22 protein-coding genes are annotated in these 23124 nt (G+C 64.8%); 14 read left to right on the forward strand and 8 right to left on the reverse strand.

Translation table 11 applies throughout. The features are described 5' to 3' along the window. The first annotated feature begins 104 nt into the window (after positions 1-104). From nuoF to WCL10_RS09485, 14 genes are all read left to right on the forward strand, one after another. Positions 105-1391 (forward strand): NADH-quinone oxidoreductase subunit NuoF, encoded by a 1287-nt coding sequence (gene nuoF, locus WCL10_RS09420; protein ID WP_336895373.1) that lies wholly within the window; start codon positions 105-107, stop codon positions 1389-1391. A 138-nt stretch (positions 1392-1529) separates the two neighbouring features. Beyond that, positions 1530-3539, forward strand: a complete 2010-nt coding sequence (nuoG, locus tag WCL10_RS09425; protein ID WP_336895374.1) for an NADH-quinone oxidoreductase subunit NuoG — start codon at positions 1530-1532, stop codon at positions 3537-3539. Between the two features lie 142 nt (positions 3540-3681). Beyond that, on the forward strand, positions 3682-4725 hold the full coding sequence (gene nuoH / locus WCL10_RS09430) for an NADH-quinone oxidoreductase subunit NuoH (RefSeq protein ID WP_336895375.1): 1044 nt from the start codon (positions 3682-3684) through the stop codon (positions 4723-4725). A gap of 29 nt (positions 4726-4754) precedes the next feature. Then, positions 4755-5171, forward strand: coding sequence for a hypothetical protein (locus WCL10_RS09435; RefSeq protein WP_336895376.1), 417 nt, complete (start codon positions 4755-4757; stop codon positions 5169-5171). A gap of 1 nt (position 5172) precedes the next feature. Continuing rightward, on the forward strand, positions 5173-5658 hold the full coding sequence (gene nuoI / locus WCL10_RS09440; RefSeq protein WP_067908828.1) for an NADH-quinone oxidoreductase subunit NuoI: 486 nt from the start codon (positions 5173-5175) through the stop codon (positions 5656-5658). 12 nt (positions 5659-5670) lie between these two features. Then, positions 5671-6288: an NADH-quinone oxidoreductase subunit J gene (locus tag WCL10_RS09445; RefSeq protein ID WP_336895377.1), complete on the forward strand. Its 618-nt coding sequence runs from the start codon at positions 5671-5673 to the stop codon at positions 6286-6288. Continuing rightward, positions 6285-6590 carry an NADH-quinone oxidoreductase subunit NuoK gene (gene nuoK / locus WCL10_RS09450; RefSeq protein WP_336895378.1) on the forward strand — a complete coding sequence of 102 codons (306 nt, stop codon included), beginning with the start codon at positions 6285-6287 and terminating at the stop codon, positions 6588-6590. Before WCL10_RS09445 ends, nuoK begins: the two co-directional genes overlap by 4 nt. 7 nt (positions 6591-6597) lie before the next feature. Next, positions 6598-8625 carry an NADH-quinone oxidoreductase subunit L gene (gene nuoL, locus WCL10_RS09455; RefSeq protein ID WP_336895379.1) on the forward strand — a complete coding sequence of 676 codons (2028 nt, stop codon included), beginning with the start codon at positions 6598-6600 and terminating at the stop codon, positions 8623-8625. Then, positions 8622-10190: an NADH-quinone oxidoreductase subunit M gene (locus WCL10_RS09460; protein ID WP_336895380.1), complete on the forward strand. Its 1569-nt coding sequence runs from the start codon at positions 8622-8624 to the stop codon at positions 10188-10190. The genes nuoL and WCL10_RS09460 overlap by 4 nt, the downstream gene beginning before the upstream one ends. Further along, entirely contained in the window at positions 10190-11653 is a 1464-nt protein-coding gene (gene nuoN / locus WCL10_RS09465; protein ID WP_336895381.1) for an NADH-quinone oxidoreductase subunit NuoN, read from the forward strand. Before WCL10_RS09460 ends, nuoN begins: the two co-directional genes overlap by 1 nt. Then, positions 11622-12431 carry a biotin--[acetyl-CoA-carboxylase] ligase gene (locus WCL10_RS09470; RefSeq protein ID WP_336895382.1) on the forward strand — a complete coding sequence of 270 codons (810 nt, stop codon included), beginning with the start codon at positions 11622-11624 and terminating at the stop codon, positions 12429-12431. Before nuoN ends, WCL10_RS09470 begins: the two co-directional genes overlap by 32 nt. Then, the gene (locus WCL10_RS09475) at positions 12415-13200 is read left to right on the forward strand and encodes a type III pantothenate kinase (RefSeq protein WP_336895383.1); all 786 of its coding nucleotides are present in this window, start codon (positions 12415-12417) and stop codon (positions 13198-13200) included. Before WCL10_RS09470 ends, WCL10_RS09475 begins: the two co-directional genes overlap by 17 nt. A 178-nt stretch (positions 13201-13378) precedes the next feature. Next, positions 13379-15031 carry a ribonuclease J gene (locus WCL10_RS09480; RefSeq protein ID WP_336895384.1) on the forward strand — a complete coding sequence of 551 codons (1653 nt, stop codon included), beginning with the start codon at positions 13379-13381 and terminating at the stop codon, positions 15029-15031. 4 nt (positions 15032-15035) lie between these two features. Beyond that, the gene (locus WCL10_RS09485; RefSeq protein WP_336895385.1) at positions 15036-15308 is read left to right on the forward strand and encodes a DUF1467 family protein; all 273 of its coding nucleotides are present in this window, start codon (positions 15036-15038) and stop codon (positions 15306-15308) included. 53 nt (positions 15309-15361) lie between these two features. Here WCL10_RS09485 and phoB read toward each other — a convergent pair whose 3' ends face one another. The 8 genes from phoB to WCL10_RS09525 all read right to left on the reverse strand — a co-directional run bounded on the left by phoB (position 15362) and on the right by WCL10_RS09525 (position 23046). Then, the gene (phoB, locus tag WCL10_RS09490; RefSeq protein ID WP_336895386.1) at positions 15362-16051 is read right to left on the reverse strand and encodes a phosphate regulon transcriptional regulator PhoB; all 690 of its coding nucleotides are present in this window, start codon (positions 16049-16051) and stop codon (positions 15362-15364) included. Positions 16052-16141: 90 nt separating this feature from the next. Next, positions 16142-16828, reverse strand: coding sequence for a phosphate signaling complex protein PhoU (gene phoU / locus WCL10_RS09495; RefSeq protein ID WP_336895387.1), 687 nt, complete (start codon positions 16826-16828; stop codon positions 16142-16144). Positions 16829-16833: 5 nt separating this feature from the next. Further along, positions 16834-17625 (reverse strand): phosphate ABC transporter ATP-binding protein PstB, encoded by a 792-nt coding sequence (gene pstB / locus WCL10_RS09500; RefSeq protein WP_336895415.1) that lies wholly within the window; start codon positions 17623-17625, stop codon positions 16834-16836. A gap of 31 nt (positions 17626-17656) precedes the next feature. Beyond that, positions 17657-18871: a phosphate ABC transporter permease PstA gene (pstA, locus tag WCL10_RS09505; protein WP_336895416.1), complete on the reverse strand. Its 1215-nt coding sequence runs from the start codon at positions 18869-18871 to the stop codon at positions 17657-17659. A gap of 90 nt (positions 18872-18961) precedes the next feature. Then, the gene (pstC, locus tag WCL10_RS09510) at positions 18962-20344 is read right to left on the reverse strand and encodes a phosphate ABC transporter permease subunit PstC (RefSeq protein ID WP_336895388.1); all 1383 of its coding nucleotides are present in this window, start codon (positions 20342-20344) and stop codon (positions 18962-18964) included. Positions 20345-20360: 16 nt separating this feature from the next. Beyond that, positions 20361-21407 (reverse strand): substrate-binding domain-containing protein, encoded by a 1047-nt coding sequence (locus WCL10_RS09515; RefSeq protein ID WP_336895389.1) that lies wholly within the window; start codon positions 21405-21407, stop codon positions 20361-20363. Positions 21408-21464: 57 nt separating this feature from the next. Continuing rightward, entirely contained in the window at positions 21465-22649 is a 1185-nt protein-coding gene (locus WCL10_RS09520) for an ATP-binding protein (RefSeq protein WP_336895390.1), read from the reverse strand. A 172-nt stretch (positions 22650-22821) separates the two neighbouring features. Beyond that, complete coding sequence (locus WCL10_RS09525) at positions 22822-23046, reverse strand: hypothetical protein (RefSeq protein WP_336895391.1); 225 nt, start codon at positions 23044-23046, stop codon at positions 22822-22824. Between the last annotated feature and the right edge of the window lie 78 nt (positions 23047-23124).

Below are 23124 nucleotides of genomic sequence, written 5' to 3' on the forward strand. Positions count from 1 at the left end.
AGGAGCGAAGCGACGAAGCAATCCAGAGCGCTGCGCACTGCCGCCCTGGATTGCTTCGCTACGCTCGCAATGACGAGTGTGGTGCGTGTTTCTGGAGGCGCTCTGTGAGCCTGGCTGACAAGGACCGGATTTTCACCAACCTCTACGGCTACCAGCCGTGGAACCTGAAGGCGGCGCAGGCGCGCGGCGATTGGGACAACACCAAGGCCCTGATGGAGCGCGGGCAGGACGCGATCATCGACGAGATCAAGGCGAGCGGCCTGCGCGGGCGCGGCGGGGCGGGGTTCCCCACCGGCATGAAGTGGTCGTTCATGCCCAAGGAATCGAAGGACGGGCGTCCGAGCTTCCTCGTCATCAATGCCGACGAGAGCGAGCCGGGCTCGTGCAAGGACCGCGAGATCATCCGCCACGATCCGCACAAATTGGTCGAGGGCGCGCTGGTGGCAGGCTATGCGATGCGCGCGCGGGCGGCCTATATCTACATTCGCGGCGAATATATCCGCGAGGCCGAGACGCTGTTTGCCGCGGTCGCCGAAGCCTACGAGGCGGGGCTGCTGGGCAAGAACGCCTGCGGTTCGGGCTATGATTTCGACGTCTTCGTCCACCGCGGCGCGGGCGCCTACATCTGCGGCGAAGAGACCGCGATGATCGAGAGCCTCGAGGGCAAGAAGGGCCAGCCGCGCCTCAAGCCGCCATTCCCGGCCGGCGCGGGCCTCTATGGCTGCCCGACGACGGTGAACAATGTCGAGAGCATCGCGGTCGCGCCGACGATCCTGCGGCGAGGTGCGGCGTGGTTTTCGAGCTTCGGGCGCGACAACAACAAGGGCACTAAGCTCTTCCAGATCAGCGGCCATGTCGAAAAGCCCTGCGTGGTCGAGGAAGCGATGAGCATCCCGTTCAGCGAGCTGATCGAGAAGCACTGCGGCGGCATTCGCGGCGGTCGCGACAATCTGCTCGCGGTGATCCCCGGCGGGTCCTCGGTGCCCTTGGTGCCGGCGGCGGAGATCTGGGACGCGCCGATGGACTTCGACGGGCTCAAGGCCGTCGGCTCGGGCCTCGGTACGGCGGCGGTGATCGTGATGGACAAGTCCACCGATATCGTCCGAGCGATTGCCCGCCTCTCTTACTTCTACAAGCACGAAAGCTGCGGCCAGTGCACCCCGTGCCGCGAGGGCACCGGCTGGATGTGGCGCGTGATGGAACGCCTGCGCACCGGCGATGCGGCGGTCGAGGAAATCGACATGCTTCAGCAGGTGACCAAGCAGGTCGAAGGCCACACCATCTGCGCGCTGGGCGACGCGGCGGCATGGCCGATCCAGGGGCTGATCAAGCACTTCCGGCCTGAGATTGAGCGCCGGATTGCCGAGAACCAGCGGGAGGCGGCAGAGTGACGTTGACCTTCCAACTGCCTTCCTTTGTCACCCCGGGCCTGACCCGGGGTCCCGCTGCGTTGCGGGCGCGGTGCGGGCGGCAAGCGGGACCCCGGGTCAAGCCCGGGGTGACGATGATCTTTTTCGAGGGGCTGGTGAATGCCTAAGCTCAAAGTAGACGGCGTAGAGCTCGAAGTCCCCGCAGGCGCGACGGTCCTGCAGGCGTGCGAGCTGGCCGGCAAGGAAATCCCCCGCTTCTGCTATCACGAGCGGCTGTCCATTGCAGGCAATTGCCGCATGTGTCTGGTCGAAGTGAAGCCCGGGCCGCCCAAGCCGCAGGCTTCGTGCGCGCTGCCCGCGTCTGAGGGGCAGGAAATCCGCACCGACAGCGAGATGGTCAAGAAGGCGCGCGAAGGGGTGATGGAGTTTCTCCTCATCAACCACCCGCTCGATTGCCCGATTTGCGATCAGGGCGGCGAATGCGATCTGCAGGACCAGTCGGTCGCCTATGGCCGCGGCAAGTCGCGCTATGACGAGAACAAGCGCGCGGTCACCGAAAAGTACATGGGTCCGCTGATCAAGACCGTGATGACCCGCTGCATCCACTGCACCCGCTGCGTGCGCTTCTCGGAAGAGATCGCGGGCGTGGACGAGATCGGCGCGCTTTATCGCGGCGAGGGGATGCAGATCACGACGTACCTCGAGGGCGCGGCGAAGCACGAGCTTTCGGCCAATGTGATCGATCTGTGCCCGGTCGGCGCGCTGACTTCGCGGCCCTATGCGTTCGAAGCGCGGCCGTGGGAGCTCAAGAAGACGCTGGGCATCGACGTGTCGGACGCGGTCGGCTCCAACATCCGCATCGACAGCCGGGGCCGCGAAGTGCTGCGCATCCTGCCGCGCGTGAACGATGACGTGAACGAGGAATGGCTGTCGGACCGTGCGCGCTATGTCGTGGACGGGCTGACGCGTCGCCGCCTGGACAAGCCGTGGCTGCGCAAGGATGGCAAGCTGACGGCGGCGACCTGGGCCGAGGCGTTCAGCGCGGTTGCGGCGATCAACCCGGGCGCTTCGGTGGCGGTCATCTCAGGCGATCAGGTCGATTGCGAGACGATGTTTGCCGCCAAGGCACTGGCGCGCGCGCTGGGTTCGAGCCTGCTTGAAGGCCGTCAGACGGGGCTGGCCTATACCGCGAGCAACATGGCGGCGGTGGCGTTCAATTCGACGCTGAACGGCATCGAGGAAGCCGATGCGGTGCTGATCGTGGGCAGCCACGTGCGCGACGAAGCGCCGCTGGTGAACACGCGTCTGCGCAAGGCGGCCAAGAAGGGCGGGAAGGTCTTCGTGATCGGCGCGGCGTGGGACCCGACGTATCCGGCGACGTTCCTTGGCGAAGATGCGGGGCTTCTCAATGATGTGCCGGCTGAAGTTGTCGCCGCGTTCGAGGGCGCGAAGAAGCCTGCGATCATTATCGGCGGGGCTGGGCTGGCCAAGGGCGCGCTCGAAGCGGGTCTGGTGTTTGCCGAGCGTTTCAAGCTGGTGACCGATGAGTGGAACGGCTTCAACGTGCTCCACATGGCGGCGAGCCGTATGGGCGGGCTGATGCTGGGCTATGCGCAGCTGGGCGGCCTCAATGATCTGGTCGCGGCGAAGCCGAAGATGGTGATCTCGCTGGGTGCGGACGAGGTGGACTACACGACGTTCGCGGGCTCGATGATCGTCCATATCGGCCATCACGGCGACAAGGCGGCGCATGCGGCCGATGTGATCCTGCCGGCGGCGGCCTTCACCGAGAAGGACGGCACTTACGTCAATACCGAGGGCCGGGTGCAGTATTCGGAGCGCGCGGTCTATGCGCCGGGCGACGCGCGCGAGGACTGGACGATCCTGCGCGCGATGGCCGATGCGCTGGGCGTTGCGGTCGCCTTCGACAGCTTCGAGCAGCTGCGCGCGGCGATGATTGCCGAAGTGCCGGCGCTGGGTTCGGAAGGTTTGGCCGAATATGGCGCGCTGCCTGCGGCTCCTGCGGGGCCCAAGGCTGAGGGCGTGATCGCGGGTTATCCGATCAAGGATCACTACCTGACGAATGCCATCGCGCGTTCGAGCCCGACGCTGCAGCGTTGTTCGGCGGAGCTGCTGCATGGGGAAAGCTTTGCGGAGGCCGCGGAATGATGGGCGCAGCATCTCCCCATACCAATCCCGTCACCCCGGGCTTGACCCGGGGTCCCGCTGCCATTCAGGCGCGGCGTGAGCGGCAAGCGGGACCCCGGATCAAGTCCGGGGTGACGATAAGTGTTGTTGAAGGGGGTGCGCTGTGATCCCGTTTTTTGAAGCGCGGGGCCTGTCGTTCGAGACAGCGTGGACCGTCTCGACGATTGCGGAAATCCTGCTGATCGCCTTGCCGGTGATGCTGGCGGTGGCATTGGTCATCTATGCGGACCGCAAGATCTGGGCTTCGATGGCGCTGCGGCGCGGGCCCAACGTGGTTGGGCCGTTCGGCATCCTCCAGTCGTTTGCTGACGGCCTCAAGGTGTTCCTGCAGGAAACCATCATTCCCTCGGCGGCGAACAAGGGCCTGTTCCTGATCGCGCCGATCATCACCTTTACCGTGGCGCTGATGGCCTGGGCGGTGATCCCGTTCAATTCGGGCGCGGTGCTGGCGGATATCAATGTCGGCCTGCTCTATGTCCTCGCGATCTCGTCGCTGGGGGTTTACGGGGTGGTGATCGCGGGCTGGTCGTCGAACTCGAAATACCCGTTTTTCAGCGCGATGCGGGCGTCCGCTCAGATGATTTCCTATGAAGTCTCGATCGGCTTCATCCTTATCTGCGTGGTGCTCTGGGCAGGCTCGTTCAATCTGAACGACATCGTCAAGGCGCAGAAGAATCACGTCTGGATCATCAACGGCTTCGTTGCGAACCCGCTGCTGTTCCCGGTCTGGGTGATGTTCCTGATCTCCGGCATGGCCGAAACCGCACGCGCGCCGTTCGATCTGACCGAGGCGGAAAGCGAGCTCGTTGCGGGCTATCAGACCGAATACTCGTCGATGGCCTTCGCGCTCTACTGGCTGGGCGAATATGCCAACGTGCTGCTGATGTGCGCGCTCAACGCCACGCTGTTCTGGGGCGGCTGGCTGCCGCCGCTGGACATTCCGGTGCTCTACTACGTGCCCGGTGTGGTGTGGCTGATGATCAAGATCTGCGGCTTCTTCTTCATCTTCAGCTGGGTCAAGGCGACAGTGCCGCGCTACCGCTATGACCAGCTCATGCGGCTGGGCTGGAAGATCTTCCTGCCGCTCTCGCTGTTTTTCGTCGTCGTGATCAGCGGTTGGCTGATGGCTACGGGGCATTTCGCGTGATGCACGCTACCTCCACACGCTCCTTGGTCATGAGCCTGGCGGCTGCCCTTTGTGCCGGGTGGGCACCTGCCAACGCCTATGCCGCTGACCAGATCTACTCATGCCAGTATTTCACCAGCCCCGGCCAACTCAAGAAGGCTGCTTCGCGCGTAGACCTGACGTTGGTTGAACATGGCGACGGAAAGAGCTGGACGTTGACTTGGCCGGACAACCGGACCGTGGCCGCAGCACAGGCCGAGGTGTCGTTTGGCTGCATGGGCAGGTCCAATGGCCTCGTCTGGTCCGAAGGTGCCAAGCGCCGCGTTGCCTTTACTTGCTTTTCCGATGTTCATTCAGACGGTCAGGGGGCGTTCTTCTGGCTTTCAATGAAGCACCCATCTCTGTTCCAGATGCCCGGATATGGGTGTCAGTCCGTGACCGAACCGGCCAAGCCGGTGGAGCAATAGAATGACCGTCTCGCAGATCATCAAGAGCTTCACGCTGTGGGAGTTCGTCAAGGCGCACTGGCTGACCTTGAAGTACCTCTTCAAGCCCAAGGCGACGATCAACTACCCGTTCGAGAAGAACCCGCTCTCCCCGCGCTTTCGCGGCGAGCATGCGCTGCGCCGCTATCCCAACGGCGAGGAGCGCTGCATCGCGTGCAAGCTGTGCGAGGCGGTGTGCCCGGCGCAGGCGATCACCATCGAGGCCGAACCGCGTGAGGACGGCAGCCGCCGCACCACGCGCTATGATATCGACATGACCAAGTGCATCTTCTGCGGCTTCTGCCAGGAAGCCTGCCCGGTTGATGCCATCGTCGAGGGGCCGAACTTCGAATACGCGACCGAAACGCGCGAGGAACTGCTCTACGACAAGACCAAGCTGCTCGCGAACGGGGACAAGTGGGAGCGGGCGCTCGCCGCGAACCTTGAAGCCGATGCACCGTACCGCTAGGGGCCGCGCAACATGATACAGGCATTCGCCTTTTACCTTTTTGCGAGCCTCGTGATTGCCTCGGGCGCGATCACCATTCTCGCCCGCAATCCGGTGCACTCGGTGCTGTGGCTGATCCTCGCTTTCTTCAACGCGGCGGGGCTGATGGTGCTGGTGGGCGCGGAATTCATCGCGATGCTGTTGGTCATTGTCTACGTCGGCGCGGTCGCGGTGCTGTTCCTGTTTGTCGTGATGATGCTCGACATCGACTTTTCGGAAATGCGTGCAGGCTTCATCAAGAACGCGCCGCTGGGGCTGATGATTGCGCTCGTGCTGCTGTGCGAACTGGTTCTGGGCGTGGGCGCCTGGAAGACCGGCGCGCTTCCGCTGGGCGTCGCGAACGGCGCATCGGCGACGCCAGAGGGCCTTTCGAACACCGCCGCGATCGGCGCACTGCTCTATACGCGCTACCTGTTCCTGTTCGAGGCGGCGGGGATCATCCTGCTTGTCGCGATGATCGGCGCCATCGTGCTGACGCACCGCCAGCGCCGCGACACGCGCGGGCAGAACGTGGGCCGGCAGGTCGCGCGGCGTCCGGAAGAGGCGACAGTGAATGTGAAGCCCGCCGTGGGCCAGGGGGTTACGCTGTGATTGGCATCGAGCACTATGTCGTCGTGAGCGCGATCCTGTTCGTGCTCGGCGTGTTGGGGATTTTCCTCAACCGCAAGAACGTGATCATCATCCTCATGGCGATCGAGCTGATCCTGCTCTCGGTGAACCTCAACTTCGTCGCGTTCAGCGCCTTCCTGCACGACCTTGTCGGCCAGATCTTCGCGATGTTCGTGTTGACCGTGGCGGCGGGTGAGGCGGCGATTGGCCTTGCCATTCTCGTCATCTACTTCCGCGGCCGCGGCACGATCGCGGTCGATGACGTCAACCGGATGAAGGGGTAATCGAACCGTGCATCCGATCCAGTTGATCGTATTCCTGCCGCTGCTGGCAGCGCTGGTCGCAGGGCTGGGCGCCCGGCTGATCGGCAAGGTGCCAGCCAAGGTGGTGACGACGGGGGCGCTGTTTGCCTCGTGCGCGCTGTCCTGGCCGATCTTCCTTTCGTTCCTGACCGGCAGCGGCCACGAAAGCGTGACGCCGGTGCTGCAGTGGGTGCGTTCGGGCGATCTCGACTTTGCGTGGGCGCTGCGCGTCGATACGCTGACCGCGATCATGCTGGTGGTAATCACCAGCGTCTCGGCGCTCGTCCACCTGTACTCTTGGGGCTACATGGACGAGGACCCGGATCAGCCGCGGTTCTTCGCCTACCTCTCGCTGTTCACTTTCGCGATGCTGATGCTGGTGACGGCGGACAACCTCGTGCAGATGTTCTTCGGCTGGGAAGGGGTGGGCCTGGCCTCCTATCTCCTGATCGGGTTCTGGTTCCGCAAGCCCTCGGCCAACGCCGCCGCGATGAAGGCTTTCGTGGTCAACCGCGTGGGTGACCTTGGCTTCATGCTGGGCATTTTCGGAACGTTCCTGGTGTTCGGCACCGTTTCGATCCCGGCGATCCTGGCGGCGGCGCCGGGCATGGCGGGCAGCACAATCGGTTTCCTCGGGAGCCGCTTCGACACGATGACGGTGCTGTGCATCCTGCTGTTCATCGGCGCGATGGGCAAATCGGCGCAGCTCGGGCTCCACACCTGGCTGCCCGACGCGATGGAAGGCCCGACCCCGGTTTCGGCGCTGATCCACGCGGCGACCATGGTGACCGCGGGCGTGTTCATGGTCTGCCGCCTTTCGCCGATGTTCCAGGCGAGCGAGACCGCGATGCATGTGGTGACCTATGTCGGCGCGGCGACGCTGTTTTTCGCGGCGACGATCGGCACGACGCAGTGGGATATCAAACGCGTCATCGCTTATTCGACCTGCTCGCAACTCGGCTACATGTTCGTGGCGGCGGGCGTCGGCGCGCCGGGGGCGGCCATGTTCCACCTCTTCACGCACGCTTTCTTCAAGGCGCTGCTGTTCCTCGGCGCCGGCTCGGTCATCCATGCCATGCACCACGAGCAGGACATGCGGTTCTACGGCGGCCTTCGGAAGCACATCCCGCTGACGTTCTGGGCGATGATGATGGGCACGCTGGCGATCACCGGCGTCGGCATTGTCGACGTGTTCGGGTTTGCGGGTTTCTATTCGAAGGATTCGATCCTCGAGGCGGCCTATGGGTCAGGCACGGCAAGCGGGCACTTCGGCTTCTGGATGGGCATCACCGCGGCGCTGCTGACGAGCTTCTATTCGTGGCGCCTGATGTTCCTGACGTTCTGGGGCAAGCCGCGCTGGGATCAGTCCGAGCATATCCAGCATGCGGTTCACGATGCACATGGGCACGGGCATGATGATCACGGCCACGGGCATGCGCACAGCCATGATGGCACCGCCGGGTACCACCCGCACGAGAGCCCGCTTTCGATGCTGCTGCCGCTTGCGCTGCTGTCGGTCGGCGCGGTGCTTGCGGGCTTTGTGTTCCACGGCGCCTTCATCAGCGACGGCGAGGGCGCGTTCTGGAAGGGCAGCGTCGCATTCAGCGAGCACCTGATCCACGCGATGCACGAAGTGCCGGAATGGGTGAAGTGGGCGCCGTTTGCTGTGATGGCCACCGGCCTTGCTGCGGCCTATGTAGCCTACATCGCCAAGCCGGGCATTCCGGCCGCTTTCTCCGGTGCCATCGGGCCGCTCTACCGGTTCGTGCTGAACAAGTGGTACTTCGACGAACTTTACAATGCAGTGTTCGTGAAGCCCGCGATGGCGCTGGGCCGGGTGTTCTGGAAGATCGGTGACATCGGGATCATCGACCGCTTCGGGCCCAACGGCGCGGCCTGGGTGGTCGCCCGCAGCAGCCGGATCGCGGTGCGCCTGCAGTCCGGATATCTCAACAGCTATGCGCTGGTCATGCTCGTCGGCCTTGTCGGCGCGGTCAGCTGGGTGATTGCGAAATGAACGGGGTTCCCATTCTCTCCCTCATGCTGCTCGTGCCGCTGATCGGCGCGGTGGCGTGCCTCATGGCCGGGCGTGAACAGGCGCGGGCGATTGCGCTGGCGGCGACGCTGGTCGATCTCGTGCTGGGCGCGGTGCTTTGGTCGCACTACCAGATCGGAGGGCCGCAGTGGCAGTTCCAGGAACATGCCGCAGTCTTTTCCGGCTTCGAATGGAAGCTGGGCATTGACGGGATCGCGCTGCTGCTGATCGCGCTGACAGTGTTCCTCATGCCGATCTGCATCGGTGCGAGCTGGAACGCGATCGAGAAGCGCGCGGGTGAGTATTACGCCAACTTTCTCGTGATGGAGACGCTGATGATCGGCGTCTTCTCCGCACAGGATCTGTTCCTGTTCTACATCATGTTTGAGGCCGGCCTTATCCCGATGTACCTCATCATAGGCATCTGGGGCGGGGCGGACCGCATCTACGCGAGCTACAAGTTCTTCCTCTACACGCTGCTCGGCTCGGTGTTGATGCTCATCGCAATGATGTGGATGGCGAACGAGGCGGGCACGACCGACATTCCGACGCTGATGGAATACAGCTTCCCGGTGAAAGCGCAGACGTGGCTGTGGCTGGCCTTCTTTGCCAGCTTTGCGGTGAAGATGCCGATGTGGCCGACACACACCTGGCTGCCCGATGCGCATGTGCAGGCGCCTACGGCGGGCTCGGTGATCCTTGCGGGCGTGCTGCTCAAGATGGGCGGCTACGGCTTCATTCGCTTCTCGCTGCCGATGTTTCCAGAGGCCTCCGCCCAGTTCGCGCCGCTGATCTACGGGCTCTCGATGGCGGCGGTGGTGATCACTTCGCTGATCGCGCTGGTGCAGCACGATATGAAGAAGCTGATCGCCTATTCCTCGGTCGCGCACATGGCGATCGTGACGGTGGGGCTTTTCGCCTTCAATCGGCAGGGCCTTGAAGGCTCGATGATCGTGATGCTCAGTCACGGCATCGTCTCGGGCGCGCTGTTCCTTGCGGTCGGTGTGATCTACGACCGGCTGCACACCCGCGAGATCGACCGCTACGGCGGGCTTGCGATCAACATGCCGGCTTATGCACTGTTCTTCATGCTCTTCACGATGGCTTCGGTCGGTCTGCCGGGCACGAGCGGTTTCGTGGGCGAGTTTCTCTCGCTCATGGGGATCTACGCGCAGTCGAGCTGGGTCGCGCTGGTCTGCACGACCGGCATCATCCTCGGCGCGGCCTACATGCTCTACCTCTATCGCCGCGTCGTGTTCGGTGTGCAGAAGAACGCTGACGCTGCGGCCATGCCCGATCTCGACAGGCGCGAATGGGCGATGATGGTGCCGCTGGGCCTCGCGGTGCTGTGGATGGGCGTCTATCCCGAAACCTTCCTCGCGCCGATGCGCAAGGATATCGCCGGGCTCGAGGCGCGGCTGGCGCAGGCGCGGCCCAAGGGCGATGCCGAATGGCGGGCGGGCGCCCTCCCGCTCGCTGGCGCGGAACAGGAACATGGGGAAGCAATGGAACACGGGGCTGAAGCCGCGCACGGGGGAGCACGCTGATGGACCTCTTGCGTTCGCTGGCCATCACCGGGACCGAGGAAGTCCTGAGCGTATCCGGCCTGATCCTGCTTCTTGCCGCCGCCTGGGGCGGTGACAAGGCCAGCCGCGTGATTTCGATCGCGGCGGTGGCTGTGCTCACCGTCTGTGCCGTGCTGACCGTGCCGGCGCTGTGGCATGGCGCCATGGGGGCCGAGACGGCCGCGTGGGGCGGGCAGTTCAAGGGCGATGCCTTTGCCGCCTTCGCCAAGCTGCTGATCTACGTGGGCGCGGCGGTCACGCTGATCGTGGCTCCGGCCTTCTTCGAACGCACCGGCGCGATGCGTGCCGAGTTCCCGCTGCTCGTGCTCTTCGCCTCGATGGGCATGGGCATGATGGTGTCTGCGACCGACATGCTCTCGCTCTATATCGGGCTCGAGCTCAACAGCCTTGCCGCCTATGTTCTGGCGGCTTTCCTGCGCAGCGACGAGCGTTCGGCTGAAGCGGGGCTCAAGTACTTCGTACTGGGCAGCCTTGCCTCGGGCATTCTGCTCTACGGAGTAAGCCTGACTTACGGCTTCACCGGCAGCACCAGCTTTGCCGGCATCCGCGAGGCGCTTTCCGGCCCCTTGTCGATGGGCGCGACCTTCGGCGTGGTATTCGTGCTGGCGGGCCTTGCCTTCAAGGTAAGTGCGGCGCCATTTCACATGTGGACGCCCGACGTCTACGAGGGCGCGCCGACCCCGGTGACGACCTTCTTCGCCATCGCCCCAAAGGTGGCGGCGCTTTGCCTGCTCATGCGCGTCAGCCTCGATGCCTTCGGCACGCAGCCGGGGGCTTGGCAGCAGATTGTTATCTTCGTTGCGCTTCTCTCGATCGTGATCGGCGCGCTGGGCGCGATCGGGCAGGACAACATCAAGCGCCTGCTTGCCTATTCCTCGATCAACAACGTCGGCTTCATGTTGATCGGCCTTGCCTGCACGACGCAGGCAGGTGCGTCGGCGATGCTGGTCTATTTGCTGATCTACGTCGCGATGTCGGTCGCGGCCTTTGTCGCGGTGCTGATGCTGCGCGACGAGGACGGCGCACCGGTAGAATCGATCGCGGCGATGGCGGGGCTTTCGACGACGCGGCCGATGCTGGCGCTGGCGCTGGCGGCGGTCATGTTCAGTCTTGCCGGCATTCCGCCGCTGTTCGGGTTCTGGGGCAAGTTCCTCGTGTTCCGCGCGGCAGTCGAAGCGAACCTGCTGTCGCTGGCGGCCATCGGTATCGCTGCTTCGGTGATTGGCGCGTTCTACTACATCAAGGTCGTCAAAGTGATGTACTTCGACGAGGCGGCCAATGTGGTGCGCGGCAAGAGCGATCTGGCGCAGCGAGTGCTGCTGTTCGTATCGGTGGTGGCGATCTCGCCGCTCGGTTATCGCCTGACCGGCGCGCTCGATGTGCTGGCGGGGCATGCCGCCGCCGCGCTGTTCCACTTCGGGTGATCCTCTGATTCCCGATCCGCTCATAAAGGTCGTCGCCGAGATCGGCTCGACCAATGCGGCGCTGCTAACGCGGCTGGCGGCGGGTGAGGTTGCGGCGGAAGGCCACTGGCTGGTGGCCGACCGCCAGACCGCCGGGCGCGGGCGCGCAGGGCGTGTGTGGACCGACGGGTTTGGCAATTTCATGGGGTCGACCGCCGTGGCGCTGCGCGATGGCGAGGCGCTGCCGCAGACGCTGGCGCTGGTGGCGGGAGTCGCTGCCCACCGCGCGCTGCTTAGCGTGGTGCCTGAGTTGGCGGGCCTCGTGCTCAAGTGGCCCAATGACCTGCTGGTAAGCGAGGCCAAGATCGGCGGCATCCTGCTCGAGCGGCAGAGCGACGCTGTGGTCGTCGGCATCGGCATCAACCTGGCCGAAGCGCCCCAGGTACCGGGGCGGCAAACGGTCTCGCTGGCGGCGCTGGGCCATGCGATCGGCCGCGATGCCTTCGCTGCGGCACTTGCCGCTTGCTGGGCCGAGGATCTGGCGGCGTGGCATGCCGGCGGCTGGCCGATGCTGCGCGAGGCATGGCTGGCGCGCGCATTGCCCCGGGGCACGCTGCTGGGCGTAAACCTGGCGGAGGAGGGTCATGTCATCGGCGGGTTTGCCGGGCTCGAGCCCGATGGGGCAGTGCTTCTGCGCTTGGCGGATGGTGCGGTCCGTGCCATCCACGCCGGGGATGTCGAACTGATCGGCCAAAGCTCAGCAGGGGCGGGAGGAGGAAACGATGCTTCTCGCGGTTGACGTGGGCAACACCAATGTCGTCTTCGCCCTGTTCAAGGGGCGCGAGATCAAGTCGCGCTGGCGCGTGGCTACGGACCCGCGCCGAACTGCGGACGAATATGCAGTATGGCTGCTGCAGCTCATGAAGCTTCAGGGCTTCGAGCCCGACTCGGTGCGGCAGATCCTGATTTCGACCGTGGTGCCGCGTGCGCTGCATAACCTGCAGGTGCTGGGGCAGAAGTATTTCGCGATCGATCCGCTGGTGGCTGGCCAGCCGCCGGTTGAGTGGGGCTTCATCGCCGATGTCGAGCAGCCGCGCTCGCTGGGGGCGGACCGCGCGGTCAACACGGTCGCCGCGCACGAGAAGTATGCCGGCGATCTGATCGTGGTCGATTTCGGTACTGCCACGACATTCGACGTTGTGGACGCGAACGGGGCCTACAAGGGCGGAATCATCGCGCCGGGCATCAATCTCTCGCTCGACGCGCTGGTCACGGCCGCGGCCAAGCTGCCGCGTATCGCCATTGCGCCGCCGCAGGGGAACAACCGCAGCGTGATCGGCCGTAACACCGAAGATCAGATGCAGATCGGGGTGTTTTGGGGCTATGTGGCGATGATGGAAGGCCTGATATCCCGTTTGCGCGCCGAAATCGGGCGCCCCGTGAAGGTCGTCGCCACTGGCGGCCTTGCCGTGCTCTTCGACCAGCACACCACGATCTTCGACCATGTCGATACCGACCTGACGCTGGATGGCATCGCCATTCTGGCGGAACGCGTTGCCGCGCGCTGATTGAGTTTGCGGAGACGAAGCCTTCTCCCTTTCATGGGAGTTGGCCCGGGAGAAGGGCCTGAGCAGGTCCTTTCCCTCTCAACTCCGGCTGGGCAGAACGCTGCCAAGCCTTCGTGTCTCTCCCCTCAAGGGGAGGGAGCAAGTGTCTGATAGAACCTAAAATTGAACGGAAATTCTTGTGAAACCCGGTAACGAATTGCTGTTTCTCGCGCTCGGCGGATCGGGCGAGATCGGCATGAACGTCAACCTCTATGGCTGCAACGGCAAGTGGCTGATGGTCGACCTCGGCATGACTTTTGCCGACCCGTATTATCCGGGCGTCGATCTGGTGTTTGCCGACCTCTCGTTCATCGAGGAACGGCTGGACGACCTGCTCGGCGTGGTGCTGACCCATGCGCACGAGGACCATATCGGCGCCGTGCCCTACTTCGCGCTCGATCTGGGGGTGCCGCTTTATGCAACACCGTTCACCGCGCGGCTGGTGCAGGAGAAGCTGAACGAGGCGGGGATCGCCAAGCAAGTCGATCTCAAGATGGTGCCCAATGATTCCTCGCTGAGCATCGGGCCCTTCGACATCCGCTATGTGCCGCTCGCGCACTCGATTGCCGAGGGCAACGCACTGGTGATCGACACGCCGCATGGCCGGATTTTCCACACCGGTGACTGGAAGCTCGATGACGAGCCGCTGATCGGCGTGCCGGCGACCGAAGCCGAATTGACCGCGCTGGGTGATGAGGGCGTGCTCGCACTGGTGTGCGATTCGACCAATGTGTTCAATCCCAAGGCGTCGGGTTCGGAAGGCGCGGTGCGCGACGGGCTGATGGAGATGGTGGCGGGGCTAAAGGGCAAGCGCGTGGTGGTGACAACGTTCGCCTCCAACGTGGCGCGGCTGCAAACGCTCGCGCAAGTCGCCGAGGCGACCGGGCGGCAATTGTGCGTGGCAGGGCGCTCGCTCGATCGGATCATCGGCGTTGCCAAGGCGAGCGGCTACCTTAAGGACTTTCCCGAAACGGTGAGCATGGACGAGGCGATGGACCTGCCGCGCGGCGAGGTTCTTGTGCTCGCGACCGGTGGCCAGGGCGAGGCGCGCGCGGCGCTGGCGCGCATCGCTTCGGACACGCATCCGGTGCGGCTCGAGAAGGGCGATGCGGTGATCTTTTCGAGCCGCCAGATACCCGGCAACGAACTGGCCATCGGACGTATCCAGAACATGCTGGCAGAGAAGGGCGTGGAAATCCTGACCGACCGGCAGGGCATGATTCACGTTTCGGGCCACCCCGGGCGGCCGGAACTTGCCGCGCTCTACAAGTGGATCCAGCCCGAAATGCTGGTCCCCGTCCATGGCGAGATGCGCCACATGGCCGAGCAGGCGCGGCTGGGGAAGGCCGAAGGGATCAAGCGGACGATCGTGCAGAAGAACGGCGATGTCGTCCGCCTTGCTCCCGACGGTCCGCACAAGGTGACCTCGGTGCGCGCCGGGCGGCTGGTGCTGGATGGCGACATCATCGCGCCGGCCGATGGCGGGGCCATGGCGCAGCGGCGCAAGCTGGGGGAGAGCGGCGTCGTGGTGGCGACGCTCGCGGTGACGGCGGCGGGCAAACTGATTTCGGCGGTCAACATCGCCGCGGTGGGGCTGCCGCTCGAAGAGGACATGGACGAGTTCGTGGCCGAGGCGCAGGGCGACGTTGAAAAGGCGGTGCGCAGCCTCAAGGGTGAGAAGGCACGCGACCGGGCGGCTATTGCCGAGACGGTGCGCCTGACGGTGCGGCGCGCGGCGCAGCGCTGGTCGGGCAAGAAGCCGGTTGTCCAGGTCTTGCTGCGGGAGGAGTGAGCCGGTGAAGTGGACATCGATCATCGCGATCTATGCGCTGTTCTGGGTGCTGGCGGCGTTCCTCGTGATGCCGTTTGGCGTGCGGACCCATGATGAAATGGGCGTCGAGAAAGTGCCGGGGCAGGCACTGAGTGCCCCGGCGAACTTCAACCCCCGCCGGGTCGCGCTGCGCGCGACCTTGCTTTCGGCCGTGATGTGCGGCCTCTATTACGCCAACTATGTGAACCGCTGGATCACGATCGAGGACCTCGATATCGCGCCCCTGCTGGGGATTTGAGGCAACCACCTTCGACTGGCTCTGGGTGAGCAGTAGTGGGGTGGATAGGGATATCAGACCCCTTCGAGCGCATATCCCGCAGATCGCACCGTGCGTACCGGGTCGGCTGCGCCGGGAAGCGCGATGGCCTGGCGCAGGCGGCGGATATGGACGTCGACCGTGCGCAGCTCGATGTCGCTGCCGCTGCCCCACACCGCATCGAGCAGTTGCCCGCGCGAAAACACACGGCCCGGATGCTCCATGAAGTGGCGCAGAAGGCGGAATTCGGTCGGCCCGATCTTGATCGACTGGCCGCGGCGGGTGACGCGGTGCGCGGTGGGATCGAGCGAGAGATCGCCGACAGTGATCGTCTCGCCGGCCAGCGCCGGGCGCACGCGGCGCAGCACCGCGCCGACGCGGGCGATCAGCTCGCGCGGGGAGAAGGGCTTGGTTACATAGTCGTCGGCGCCGGTTTCGAGCCCGCGCACGCGGTCGTCCTCGTCGCTGCGTGCGGTGAGGATGATGATCGGCACATGCGCGGTCGCCTTGCTGCGGCGCAGGCGGCGGCAGACCTCGATTCCGCTGGTGCCGCCGATCATCCAGTCAAGCAGCACGAGATCAGGCGTATCCTCTGCGGCGAGCAGCAATGCCTCGTCACCGTCGTCGGTGGTACGCACATCGTACCCTTCGCCGCGGAACCGGTACTCGACCAGTTCGGCCAGCGCCGTATCATCCTCTACCAGAAGCAGTTTCGGCGCGGACATCGATTACCCCTGATGTGACAGTCATGACGGTCAAGTTGCGCAGACACGACATTTGTTACCGCGTTGTGACTTGGCCCTTGTAGGGCCCGGTCAGACCGGCGGAATGACTTCGTCGCGCTCGGGCAGGTAGGTTCCGGTCGCGGCGTAGTGCACCATTTCGGCGATGTTGGTGGCGTGGTCGCCGATCCGTTCGATATTGCGGGCGACGAACATGAGCTGCGCAACCGAGCTGATCGTGGCCGGGTTTTCGACCATGTAGGAGACGAAATTGCGGAACACGCTGTCGTAGAAGGCATCGACCTTGGCATCGCGCTTGACGATTTCGGCCGCCGCCACGGGATCGCGCGCGGCATAGGCGGTCAGAACATCATGTACCATGTCGCCTGCGAGTTCATTCATCACCGGCAGCAGCGTAAGCGGTTCGAAGCGCTTGCGCCCCTCGATATGGCCGACGCGCTTGGCGATGTTCTTGGCGTAGTCGCCGATGCGCTCGATCACCCCGGCAATCTTGAGCGCGGCGATAACTTCGCGCAGATCATCGGCCATCGGCGCGCGCAGCGCGAGCACGCGGACGGCGAGTCGGTCGACTTCGGCCTCGAGATGGTCGATGCGCTTGTCGCGCGCGATCACACCGTCGGCCATGTCCTGATTGCCGCTGACCAGAGCATCCATCGCCTCAGCCACCGAAAGCTCGGCGAGGCCGCCCATCTCGGCGACCAGGCCGCGCAAGCGGGTGATGTCCTCGTCGAAGGCCTTGACGGTGTGTTCGGTCATCATGATCCTTAGCCGTACCGGCCGGTGATGTAATCCTTGGTCTTTTCCTCACGCGGATTTGTGAAGATATCCGAGGTGGTACCGTATTCGACGATCTTTCCGAGGTGGAAAAACGCGGTCCGCTGCGAAACGCGGGCGGCCTGCTGCATCGAGTGCGTGACGATGACGATAGCATAGCGGCCGCGCAGTTCGTCGATCAGTTCTTCGATGCGCGCGGTGGCGATGGGATCGAGCGCGGAGCAGGGTTCGTCCATCAGGATGACCTCGGGATCGACCGCGATGGCGCGGGCGATGCACAGGCGCTGTTGCTGGCCGCCGGACAGCGCGGTGCCGCTTTCGGTCAGCCGGTCCTTGACCTCGTCCCACAGGCCGGCGCGCTGGAGCGATTGCTCGACGATCCCGTCAAGCTCGCCCTTGCTGCCGGTGATCCCGTGGATGCGCGGGCCATAGGCGATGTTTTCGTAGATCGACTTGGGGAAGGGATTGGGCTTCTGGAAGACCATGCCAACCCGCGCGCGCAGCTGGACCACATCCATGCCCGAACGGTAGATATCGACCCCGTCGAGCAGGATCTCTCCATCAACGCGCGCATTGGTGATGGTGTCGTTCATGCGGTTGAGGCTGCGCAGGAACGTGGACTTGCCGCAGCCCGAAGGGCCGATGAAGGCGGTCACGTAGTTCTGCGGGATCTCGATCGAGACAGTGTCGATCGCGCGCTTCTGGCCGTAGAAGACCGAAACGCTGCGCGCACTGATCTTGGACGGACCAACCGGATCGGGGAACACCGGCGAGGCCGGCATGTCGGCAGGAGGGACGGGCGCGTTCATGTTACTACCACCGTTTCTCGAAGCGGTTGCGCAAGTAGATCGCGATACCGTTCATGAGGAGCAGGAAGATCAGCAGGACGACAATTGCGGCGCTGGTGCGCTCGACAAAGCCGCGGTCGATCTCGTCGGACCACAGGAAGATCTGCACGGGCAGCACCGTGGCGGGCGAGGTGAAATCGCTCGGCGGGCTGGCGACGAAGGCGCGCATGCCGATCATCAGCAGCGGTGCGGTCTCGCCAAGGGCTCGGGCCATGCCGATGATCGTGCCGGTGAGAATGCCGGGAAGGGCAAGCGGCAGCACGTGGTGGAACACGACCTGCACCGGACTGGCGCCCATGGCCAAAGCGGCGTCGCGGATCGAGGGCGGCACCGCCTTGATCGCGTTGCGCCCGGAAATGACGATGACCGGCATGGTCATCAGCGCGAGCGTCATACCGCCGATGATCGGGGCGGAGCGGTAGTTCGGGAATAACGCAAGGAACACGGCAAGCCCGAGCAGGCCGAAGATAATCGAGGGCACCGCCGCAAGATTGTTGATCGATATCTCGATCAGGTCGGTCCAGCGGTTACGCCCGGCGTATTCCTCAAGGTAGAGCGCCGAGAGCACGCCCACCGGGAAAGCGAGCAGCAGGGTGACCAGCATGGTCATCATCGAGCCCTTGAGCGCGCCCCAGATACCGACGCTCTGCGGGTTGGTGGCATCGGCGCGGACGAGGAAGCCGGTATCGAACGCGCGCACCAGCTGACCCTTGCGCGCAAGGTCGGTCGCGGTCTGCTGCAGCGCCGGATCGCCGCCGCCGCGCGTGGCATTGGCGAGATCGTCGCTTGCGGGCAGCGACACGGCAATGTCCTTGCTTGTCAGCAGCGCAGGATCGGCGATGAGTTTTGCGCCCATCTCACGCCAGGCTCCGTCTGCGAGCAGTTCGTCACCACCCTTGCCGAAGGTCTGGTTCGCGGCCGCATCGACCAGCGCCGGCAGGCCTGCCACTTCGAGCCCGCCGAGCGGATCGGGCTGGGCAAGGCGTGCGGGATCGATCTGGATACGCCCGCTCAGCGGCACGGTCAGGCGCAACTCGCTGCGGTGGAACCCGGCCCAGCCGCTTGAGGCCATCGAGACGAGCAGCAGCACGAGGATCAGCGCCGAGAAGCTGACCGCACCAAAGCCGAGCCAGCGGAACAGGCGGTCCCCCCGGTAGCGGCGCGCGAGGCCTGCCTGCATGCGCGCCAGGCGCCGCGCGCGCAGCTCCTCGAGCGCGGCCGGATCGGAGGTGAGGCTCATGCCCTGTACCTTGCGAGCTCAATCATAGCGTTACTCATAGGCTTCGCGGTACCGCTTGACCACGCGCAGCGCGATGAAATTGAGCGTGAGCGTGACCAGGAACAGCACCATGCCGAGCGCGAACGCCGACAGCGTGGCGGGATGATCGAAACTGCCCTCGCCGGTCAGCATGGCGACGATCTGGAAGGTCACCGTGGTCATCGAGGCGAAGGGATTGGCAGTCAGGTTGGCCGAGGCGCCTGCGGCCATGACGACGATCATGGTCTCGCCGATCGCGCGGCTGATGGCGAGCATGATGCCCGCGACAATGCCCGGCAGCGCGGCGGGGATGAGCACCTTGCGGATCGTTTCGGCCCGGGTGGCGCCCATCGCGAGGCTGCCGTCGCGCATGGCCTGCGGAACCGCGGCAATGCTGTCGTCTGCCATCGAGGAGACGAAGGGGATGATCATCACGCCCATGACGAGGCCGGCAGCCATGGCGCTTTCGGTGGAGGCATTGGCGATGCCGACCGCCTGTGCCGCGTCGCGCACTGCCGGCGCCACGGTAAGCGCAGCGAAATAGCCGTAGACCACGGTCGGCACGCCGGCGAGTATCTCCAGCAGCGGCTTGACGATGCGGCGCACGCCCGGTTCGGCATACTGGGTGAGGTAGACCGCGCTCATCAGCCCGAGCGGGATCGCAACCGCCATGGCGATGATCGCGCCGATGTAGATCGTGCCCCAGAACAGCGGGATCGCGCCGAAAGCGCTGCCATCGGCCTTGCCGCTGCTCATCGGATCAGGCGCCCAGTGCGTGCCGAGCAGGAAATCGACCGGCGAGACCATGCCGAAGAAGCGAACCGTCTCGAACACCAGGCTGACGACAATGCCCACCGTGGTGAGGATCGCGACGAGCGAGGCGATCAGCAGCAGCGACATGACCGCGCGTTCGACCCGGGTGCGTGCAGTGAAATCGGGGCGCAGCCGCAGGAAGGCGAAGGCGCCGCCGGCAAAGGCGATTACCAGCGTTACGACAAGGCCGATCGTGTTGTAGCGCGTGAGCGCGAGGCGATAGGGTTCGACCAGCCCTTCGGCCTCGCTGTTGAACACAGCGCGCGCCGCGCCCGAGGCCACTGCGCGCGCTTCGCCCATCAGGGCCTCGCGCTCAAAGCCGAACGTGGGGAGCGCGGCGGCGGCGGGATCGGCAAGCACGTGCTGCAGGATGAGCGCGGGGCTGATCGCATCCCACAGCAGCGCGAACAGCAGCGCGGGCACCGCGACCCAGAGGCCAACGTACCAGGCATGGAAATCGGGCAGCGAGTGTATGCGCCCGCCCGGCGCGGCGCGGCGGAACGCCCAGGCCCGCGAGCGCCCTGCCAGCCAGCCGACCAGCCCCAGCCCGAAGGCCAGAAAGAACAGAATTGACGGCGACATGGTCCCTGACCGGTCCTTACTTCAGCTGCGTGCCGTCAAGCACCGGCAGCTCGCTGGCCGCCTTGGCGCTCGCGGCCAGCACGTCGTCGGGCGCGACCACCATGCCCGCCTTGGCGAGCACGCCGCCCTTGCTCCACAGCTTCGACCACTCGTTCACGTAGGCCTGCAGGCCCGGGATCGCCTTGATGTGGGCCTTCTTCACATAGATGTAGAGCGGCCGCGCACCGGGATAGGTGAAGTTGCTGATCGTGTCGTATGAAGGCGCGATCCCGCTCATCGTCAGGCCCTTGAGCCGGTCGCGGTTTTCCTCGAGATAGGAGAAGCCGAAAATGCCGATGGCCTTGGGATTGGCCTCGATCTTCTGGACGATAAGGTTGTCGTTCTCGCCGGCATCGACGTAGGCGCCATCCTCGCGCACTTCGCCGCAGAAGGCGTCGTGCTTGTCCTTGTCGGTATCCTTGAGCGCCTTCATCGCGGGATCGCTCTCGCAGCCCTTGACCAGGATGAGTTCCTTGAAGGCATCGCGCGTGCCCGAGGTGGAGGGCGGGCCGTAGACCAGGATCCGCTCGTCAGGGAGGGCGGGGTTCACGTCCTTCCAGGTGACGGCGGTATTGGGCTTGCCGAAGGGGGTCTTGGCCAGCGCCTTGTAAACATCTTCCGGCGTGAGCACGATGCCGGGACCATTGGTGCCCTCGGCAAAGGCAACGCCGTCAAGTCCGACCTGGACCTCGACGATCTCCTTGACCCCGTTCTTCACGCATTCGTCGAACTCGGATTTCTTCATCCGGCGCGAGGCATCTTCGATATCGGGGTGCTGCGGGCCGACGCCGGCGCAGAACAGCTTCATGCCTGCGCCCGTGCCCGTCGATTCGATGATCGGGGCCTTGATCGTGGCATCGGACTTGGCGAGCGATTCCGCTACCGCCTTGGCGAAGGGATAGACGGTTGAAGAGCCGACTGCGCGCACCTGATCGCGGGTGGAGCTCTGCTGTCCGCCGCAGGCGGCCAGGCCCAGCGTGGCAAGCACCAGTACCGATCCGGCAGTGAAACGATTCGCAGGCATTGTCTGTTTCCCCTACATCCCCGGCCCCCCGGGCAATGCGACCACTCGGTGACAGGCCTATGACACTTCCTTCAGCGCTGTCACCACCAGCGCGAGGCGCACCGTAACGGTGGTGCCCTCGCCCAGACGGCTTGAAATGTCGAGCTTGCCGCGGTGTCTTTCGACGATGTGCTTTACGATGGCAAGGCCAAGCCCGGTGCCGCCTGCCGCCCGGCTGCGGCCGGGGTCGGTGCGGTAGAAGCGCCGGGTCAGGTAGGGGATGTGGTCGGCATGGATGCCCTCGCCCCGGTCGGTCACCGAGAGTACCGCCTCAGTCCCTTCGCGCGTCACCTCGACCCGCACCGGCTGGGCCGGATCGCCGTACTTGAGCGCGTTATCGATCAGGTTGCGGATGACTTGGTCGAGCTGCTGGCGATCGCCGGTGACGACCGCATCGGCCACGCTGACCGTGATGCGGTCCTCGCCCACTGTGGCGCCAACCTCGCAGCCGATGCTTGCGGCAAGCTGCGCAAGGTCGATCTGCTCGCGCGGGAGATCGTGCTTTTCCGCCTCGATGCGCGAGAGCGACATCAGATCCTCGACGAGGCTCTGCAGCCGCTTGGCCTCGCGCAGCACGGTGGCGTGGAAGCGGGTCGCTGTCGCCGCATCGACTTTGGCGTCAGGGTCGGCCAGCGTCTCGATGTAACCGATGATCGAGGCGAGCGGCGTGCGCAGTTCGTGGCTGGCATTGGCGACGAAATCGGTATGCGAGCGGCTGATGTCCGCCTCGGCTGTGCGATTGACCATTTCGATCAGCGAGTAGCGCTGGTCGATGCTGACGCGGCGCACCTGCCAGATGCTCCGCGAGCCGGTGAGGCCGCGCACCATGGCGGTGCCTTGCGGCTTGTCGAGCAGGGTGATCGCCTCGGGGTGGCGGAGCGCCACGCGGGCGTCCTGCCCAACGATATGCGGGCCCAGCGCCTCGCGCGCAGCGGCATTGGCAGCGGCGATGCGCTGGCGATCGAGCATGAGCACTGGCACGCTGAATGGTTCGACCAGTTCCACCATGGCCTGGCGCGAGACCGAGCCCTCGTCGCTTATGCGCACCTCGACCACCGGTTCGGGGCGCGAGAGCCAGAGCGTGCCGAGCCAGACGATGAGCACTGCAATGGCAAGGCCCGCACTTGCGCCGACGATCATCATGGCAAGGCAGGTGCCAATAGCGACAATCACGCTTGGCCAGGGGAGTGACGGGCCTGTCATCCAATATCTGCCTTCAAGCCGTACATATCCGCCGCTCTATTCCTGTACCGGCCAATCCGCGGGCCGAAGTCGGTCATTACGGCAAAAGGCTGCGCTTTTGTGTCGGTTTCTGAAACAAGTTTTGCGTAAGGGCGCGCGGGCGACACGGAGCTGCAACATCGCCCGGTCCGGTTCAGGCTTCGGACGTGAACGCGATCTTGGCCGCCGTTGCCAGCAGAATGATCGCCAGCAGCAGGAACAGAACCGAGAGCAAGCCCCAGGGCACCAGGCTGACCCGGTCGAGATCGCGCCGCCGCCGCTGGGCGCGTTCGCGCAGCATGGCAAAGAGCGCTGCCACAACCGCAGTCGCACCTGTTCCGGCGAAAGCGGCAAAGTAGCTGACTGAATTTAATTCCATGATGTCCCCGGGCCATCGTCGGCCATGCGGTCCGGACGCCGCGCCGCGATGGCGGACGATTGTTACAGATCGGTGTGA

Origin of the sequence: Novosphingobium sp., from assembly GCF_037133355.1 — a bacterium.
Classification (GTDB): Bacteria; Pseudomonadota; Alphaproteobacteria; order Sphingomonadales; family Sphingomonadaceae; genus Novosphingobium.